Source organism: Candidatus Magnetaquicoccus inordinatus, assembly GCF_004217665.1.
Classification (GTDB): Bacteria; Pseudomonadota; Magnetococcia; order Magnetococcales; family Magnetaquicoccaceae; genus Magnetaquicoccus; species Magnetaquicoccus inordinatus.
The window spans coordinates 1-6,678 of sequence record NZ_RXIU01000200.1; the positions used below are offsets into that span (position 1 = coordinate 1).

7 protein-coding genes are annotated in these 6,678 nt (G+C 57.5%); all 7 read right to left on the reverse strand.

Features of this window, described 5'->3' with window-relative positions:
* Positions 1 to 136 precede the first annotated feature (136 nt).
* Positions 137 to 1,048 (reverse strand): hypothetical protein, encoded by a 912-nt coding sequence (locus EJP87_RS18600; RefSeq protein WP_227657621.1) that lies wholly within the window; start codon positions 1,046 to 1,048, stop codon positions 137 to 139.
* Positions 1,045 to 2,322: a DNA N-6-adenine-methyltransferase gene (locus EJP87_RS12690; protein WP_193771359.1), complete on the reverse strand. Its 1,278-nt coding sequence runs from the start codon at positions 2,320 to 2,322 to the stop codon at positions 1,045 to 1,047. The genes EJP87_RS18600 and EJP87_RS12690 overlap by 4 nt, the downstream gene beginning before the upstream one ends.
* A gap of 277 nt (positions 2,323 to 2,599) precedes the next feature.
* Positions 2,600 to 2,737 (reverse strand): hypothetical protein, encoded by a 138-nt coding sequence (locus EJP87_RS17905; RefSeq protein ID WP_193771360.1) that lies wholly within the window; start codon positions 2,735 to 2,737, stop codon positions 2,600 to 2,602.
* Positions 2,738 to 3,352, reverse strand: coding sequence for a DUF6362 family protein (locus EJP87_RS12695; protein WP_193771361.1), 615 nt, complete (start codon positions 3,350 to 3,352; stop codon positions 2,738 to 2,740). It lies immediately after the preceding gene.
* On the reverse strand, positions 3,336 to 3,560 hold the full coding sequence (locus EJP87_RS12700) for a hypothetical protein (RefSeq protein WP_130472243.1): 225 nt from the start codon (positions 3,558 to 3,560) through the stop codon (positions 3,336 to 3,338). Before EJP87_RS12700 ends, EJP87_RS12695 begins: the two co-directional genes overlap by 17 nt.
* The gene (locus EJP87_RS12705) at positions 3,557 to 4,060 is read right to left on the reverse strand and encodes a hypothetical protein (protein WP_130472244.1); all 504 of its coding nucleotides are present in this window, start codon (positions 4,058 to 4,060) and stop codon (positions 3,557 to 3,559) included. The genes EJP87_RS12700 and EJP87_RS12705 overlap by 4 nt, the downstream gene beginning before the upstream one ends.
* 512 nt (positions 4,061 to 4,572) lie before the next feature.
* Positions 4,573 to 6,678: AAA family ATPase (locus EJP87_RS12710; RefSeq protein WP_130472245.1), on the reverse strand; the 2,106-nt coding region annotated here is incomplete at its 5' end.

Genomic DNA, 6,678 nt, shown 5'->3' on the forward strand with positions numbered 1-6,678 from the left:
CTCACCGGCATCGGTTTGCCGTAGGCCATGCGCAAGGCTTCCAGCTTCAGCAGAAAGTCTGCGTCCATATCCTGTCGGCAACATCCGCAGTGACAACGCAGTTCTGATTCGGAAAAGTGTGGCCAGGGTGTGTTCGTCATGGTGTGTCTCCCATCGCAACGCGCCAACTTTCGAGGTACTGCTCGACCGTGCCTTTTCCGAGAGGGGTGTTGTACCACCGCTTCCAGTAGGCGGCCTGACCGGCAATGTCGCCAGCAGGTGGCAGAGCATCTGGACAGCGCAGGTAGTGGATTCGGCACATGGCGCAGGCATACGACAAATCCCAAACCATGCGAGTCGCCTCTGGTTTGGTGTACGGCCCCAGCACGTTCAGCCCCAGCTTTGTCCGACCGTTCAGGAAATTCAGCCAGAGGTCGTCATGGGTAGCGCGTTCCATTTGCCAGAATCCCATGGCGGGGCCACCACCCATCTGCTGCAGGTAGTGCAGTGCCGATTCCTGAATGGCGGTGCCGAGCAGCAACTCTTCAGCCGCCTCGCTCCACATGTCGAGTCGGCGCAGGGTGGGCCGGATGATCAGGCTGCGGAATTGTTGTGGGTTTAAACCATTCATTGGGGTAATCTCCATTGCATGTCGTCTGGTTAGGCTGCCATCGCCAAGAGCAAACCGCGCCCATTTTTTGAACAGATATTTCACTGCCTCCAGGCTGCCGAAAAACCATTCCGAGCATCTGCCTTCCCAGAAATGCCGGTATTGCACTGGCTGCATTGTTGCGGCGTCGCCTACAACGACCACGACATCTGCCGGAGAAAAGCGGGTGATCCGCTCGAACATGATCCTCTGTCCGGTGCTGAGCCTGGCATTGGACTTCCATTCCAGCATAAGAAATCGTCCGTTGATTTCGACGATGCCATCCACGTCACCCATCTGGATGTTGTCCGGGAAGCATTCTCCAAACACGTCAAGTTGCAGACGTTTTTTGTCGTTGAAACAACCGTCTCTATCACAGTCCCAGTTGAAGGGGTTGGGTTTTGCAGAAGGTTGCTTCATGCCCTTGTTGCCGGATACAAAACCAGACACTCCATCGAAAATGCGGCATGAAACATGTCTGGGCATGATCCCAGGTAAACAAAAGCACTCCCGCTCACGGGGGATGACGATTCAGTCGATTGGTTGTAGAAATTCACCCGGCCTTTGGTAAATGCCACAGCCGATGCCGCCGAGCAGAGCGCGTGGAACCATTTCGTATCCGACCGGCTGTCCACGAGAATGACAGCTTGTTCTGTGATGCCGGACTGGAACTGCGATACAACCTTTTCGATGAATGCCTCGATCAACCCACGGGCATAGGGGGGATTCAGCCAGACATTGCCGGGCCAGTCGTGCTTCAACCCATCTCGCTCTTGGTCGTACCAGTCGTCAGCCTGCACCGTGCGTTGGGCCACATAATGCGATGCTGGGTCGACATCAATGCTGCCCATGGCTGTCCTGGCCATCTCGACCCACTTCGACGGCGTGTACCACTCGCAGTTGCCTGACAAGCCAGCAAGCATTGTCTGAACACCAGACTTCGACTGCTCTGGGACTGAATCAGGTTCAGATTCTGGATTGGCATGCATGGCGGTACAGGCATGACCATCGACCGATACGGGTGTCTGAGCAGATTCAGACTTTTCTGCCCTGTTTTCCGATTGTGCGTCGCGGGCCTGCCGGACATAACCAAGGACGGCATCCTTTCCACCGGCGACAACCGCCTGCTGCTCTGTCGGTGGCAATTTGGCGATGGTGGCGGCTGCCGAAATGCTTATGTCACCCCGGTCCATCGCCTCAACCAATTCTGGCGTGCCATGGTCAACAACAACCTTTGCCTGCTGGTATGTTTTATAATTTCCAAACCCGGCATGTTGAGCAGCGATGTCGCTGGTTCGTTGTCCCGGTTTAACCTCGGGAAAATTTTCCCGAGGTTCCGGTTTAATGATGTCCATCCGTTGCCCACTCCGATTCCCGATAGCCTCCTCAATCTCCCGGCCAATAGCCATCCGCTCGGAGGGTGTAAAGTCTTTTCGGATTTCGTTTTCGTCGTGTTCGGCCATGATGGCTGGCGCATCGACGATGCGAACTTGGATGCTCTCCCAGCCAAGTGATCGGCAGGCTTCCAGTCGCCGATGGCCGAATACCAATTGATGCTCTGGATTCACGCCGATTGGCTGCAGGAGTCCGATATCGCGGATGCTGTCGGCCAAGTGCTGGATGTTTCCCATGTCCTGTCGGTGCCGTTTGCCGACGGTGATGCTGCTGATAGGTAATGTCGTGGTTTCTGTCATGGTAATTACCTCCAGAAGGCTCCCGGTGTTGGCACACCTGGGAGGAAGCAGGGATCGCGGAAGGCGATCACCGGGAGCCATCGGAAGGTCCGGCGAATCTCTTCCTCCAAACCACGCCCCGCGCCAACAGGGCATAAAAAAAGCCGCGCAATGGCGGCTGTGGGTTTGCAGCAACAAAAAACCCGTCGCGAGTTTCCCCGGACGGGCTTTGGTGAGCGGGTGCATGGGCAGATGTGGTTACCGTGCGTGTGCTTCCCCAATCATAGCGAGAATCGTATCAGATTCTGTCAAACTTGTCCCAATAATAGTTGTTGGGATAAGCCATCCCAACAACTATTTCTGCAGGGACATTGAAATCAATCGGTTGGAAGTTTGCCGTTCGCTGTTCTTCGCCGGTTTCGCCGGTTGCTGCCATCTACCTTGCGCCGGTTCCGCCGGTTGATACCGTTTTCGCGGGTACCTTGCTGCCGGTTTGGTGTTTTTTTACCAACCGCCGTGATCTGTCGTGAATGATATCGTTCGACAAACCTTCGCACGAAAACACCATCCTGTACGCCGCACTCGCATTCCCCGTGCGGAGGTATTCCCGGTGGAACAGTTCTTCCTTGCTCTCACCCGATTGCATTGCCCTCTTGCTCACGTTGATTGCCGACGCGATGGTCATAAGCGATGCCATCCAGACACGCCAGGCTGTCATCCTGCTCATCCCCACCTTGGCGCAGATCGTCTTGCGCGGCATCCCCTCGGCATGCATCCACACCAGCCGCGCCTGGTCCGGTTCCAACCAGCACAGCCACTGCAATGCCTCGTCCATGCGGGTGATGGCCTCCGGGGTTGGAGGGTCAAGCCGGAGTTTTACCTCATCCTGTCCCGATGCGTCGGCGAGGTCAATCACCACCTCCGGCCAACTACTGACATAGCCCCTGGGCTTCAACCCGCTGATGCGCAGTAACCGCAGGGTTCTGACTGCCTCTTCCATTTGGGCGGCCACCATTTTTGCGGTCCATTTGCTGTTACCGTTTTTGTCCATGCTGCTTCCCCCTGTGTCCACGCCCATACAGTTTCTCCCCAAGCTGACGCACCAACTCCTGCTCCACCCAGGTGAGGCGCGTGTCGTTCTCTGCCACGACGAGAATGCCGTGGCTGTTCCAGCCGAACACCTTGGCAGCCTCGGCATTGATGGTGAATCCCTGAACCCGCCCCAGAGATGAACGGGGTTGCGCTGGCCCGCCGATCATGGCATCACCTCTTCGTCGAGCACCCAGTGCAAAATAGCCAACGCATCGGCGGCATTGTCATCGGCAGGGTTATGACCCTTCCGACGCATGGCTTCGATCACCTCAGCCTTGGACGCATTGCCTTTCCCCGTGGCGTGCCGTTTGATGGTACCGACCGGCACACCCCGGTATGGAATCTCCTGCTGCTCGGCCCAGGCAGTCAGATGCGCCAGGAACCCTCCGTAGACATGGGCGGCCATCACACCGGCATGGGCACGGACCTCTTCAAACCAGATCGCCTGGATCGGTCCGGCAAACCGGTTTACCTCATCCAGCCAATGCTTGAACCGAACGAAGGCCATGCCACCCCCCTCGAACCGGCCCGGCTTGAACTCCACCGTGCCGTTGGTGATGGTGCCGTCACCCTGACGCAACGCCCATCCCATTTTTGTTCCCAAGTCCAGGGTGAGGATCGTCCCTTCCCCTGAGGTGCCCTTGTAGGGCAAAGTTGCTCCAGCCATTTCTTCCTCCTGTGGGTTGATGTGGTCAGGGTGGCGACGCGACCGGCCAAGATCATCGTCGCCACCCGTCCCAGCTTGTTGTTTACCTGTTTGCCCCCGTTCCCGCTTCCCGTTCCCGCTGTGCGCGGGGATATATAAATATCCCCGCGCACGCGTGTAGGGGAGTAGCCGGGAATTGGGAATGGAAGAATTTCATTTTTATTTTCAATATGTTCTACGTTCCCAAAAACCTCCGGGAACAGACTCGTTCCCGACGCCAAAAAGTGGCACCAACCAATTGAAATTGCTTGTTATTTACGTTCCCGGCACCTTCGGGAATTCCCGACACACTTTTTTGCATTAACCAATTGAAATAATTTTACATTCTCCTTCGGGAACGGATTCCGTTCCCGGCCTCTTCCCAAAAGCCTCCAACCCCGCTTTTGGACCTTTTCCATGCATTCCCCGGGTGCTGATTTCCACGCCTGGAAGCAGACTGAAATGTGGAAAATCCACCGTCGGGAACATACGATTCACTCTTCAATGTCGTCTGCACCATGCACAAACTCCCCACACCCTTTGGCAAAAGGACCGTCTGGCACGTCAAGCCATTTCGGTTCGTGGGAACCGGTAGCCATGCCCTTCACCACTCTTGACGGACGTTCATTCATGAGCTGCTGCACCAATGCCTCAAGGCGCGCCCGGCCAATCTCGTGAAAAAATGGAGGCAGACGGTTTCGCTGCCGGTAAACACCAGGTCCACCGGTGTGGGTAAATGGCCGACCATTGATGGCAGCTTGCTTGATGGCGTCGACCAGAAGGTCCGCCAACTCATAATCGGGCATGGTCAAAACGCGCAGATCCGTCGTTCTGTCCGTCAGGAGACCGGTGAACGAATCGCGCACAAAAATGCGCACCGTTTTGTCTGTCGGCCAGTTGCTCTTTACCACTGCGCCCCGGAACACCGTATCGCGTTCGTAGTGTGCTCCAAGCTGTTGACATATTTGTTCCGACTCTTCCGCATCGACCCCCCATATGGCATAGCTCCATCGCCCACCATCCACGAGCGCAGTGGTTCCGCGAATGGCCTCGCGTGCATCGCTGGCTGTCAGAATCGCCCGGTTCCCGGCCTTGCGAAAATGGTGCGTTGCCAGTACGGTTGCCCTGGTTTCCGCCGCAATACGGCCCAGTGCGGCAAAAAACATGTTTCCCGCCGCTGGGTCTGCGTTGACATCGGCACCGGCAAAACTCTGCAGGGGATCAATGACCACCAGCCGCAAGTCAGGGATGGCCAACAGGTCATCGCGCAAGTCGTCATACTCTTTGGTCAGGGTGGGCCCGTCCCGTCCGACACTCACCAACGGGAACGCGCCCCCGGCATTTGGCAGGGGCAGCACGATCAGCCGGGAATTTTTTGTCAGTTGTGGGGAGAGACCGTACAGTCGCCGATGCACCTCCTCTTGATCATCCTCGGCGGTCAGCATGACGGCGGTACCGATTTCCGGTTCGAGTTGGCCTCCCAATGCAAACAGCGGCATCGTCATTCCAGGAACCACGGAGGCTGTTTTTACCACAAGGTCCAGAAGGAGCATGCTTTTCCCGGCTCCACCAATGGCCGCCACCATGCCGGGCACGGCCAGAGGCAGGACACCACGGATCAACCACTTGCGTTCCGGAGGGGGACCAACGTAACGGTCGAAGGTCCAATCCAGCAGGTTGAACCGGGACTTGGAAACCGTTGTGGCGGTATGTTGCATCTCCTGCCGTTCGGCACTGTCCAGAAATTCATGGACATTCATCCCTTCGGCGATGGCATCGGCCGCGTCCCATTTGGGTGGTCTGTCATCGGGCGGCATCAGGATGGCAACATGCACTGCACCGGCCTGCAGAGCGGCACGGGCTACGTTGACGGCATGGTCCCAACCGGGCATATCCTTGTCCGGCCAGATCAGCAGATGCCTGCCAGCCAATGGCGACCAGTCGGTCTTTTCAACCGGCGCGTTGGCACCGTGCATGGCGGTGGTAGCAACGATGCCGATGGATTTCAGTGCGTCGGCGCATTTCTCACCCTCAACCAGGACCACACGGTCGCTGGCCACGACCGCTGGCAGGTTGTAGAGTGGGCGCGGATCGGGTGCCTGATGGCGACGGGCACGAACATCCCAGGGGCGGAACTGCTTGCCGGATGGAGGATCGTACCGGTACATGCGGCACAGCAGGCTTCCGTCCCGGTCGTGGTAGTCCCATTGTCCGGTGGGAGGGCCCAATTCATCCATGGGCGGGGCATTTCGGTTGGTCTTGGGGCGCATGCTGGGAGTGGCCTCTCCCAGCCATGAGCTGATGTCGTCCAGAATTTTCGGAAAATCGCTCCTGGTATCCCAATGATGCACCTCTGCCCACAGGCCAATAATGTCGCCCCCCTGGCCCGTGGCATGATCACACCACATGCCCGCCTTGGAGCCGGAGAGTTCCACCACCATGCTGTCACCTGGGTTGCCCTGCACATCACCAACGTAAAACCTGCCACTGCGAACCTTTCCGGCGGGCAGCAGGTGAACCAGAGCGGATTCCAGGCGCTCCAGCAGGCGAGCCTTCAACCGGTCAACATTGGGCCGTGATTCAGACGAGGGGGCGGCAGC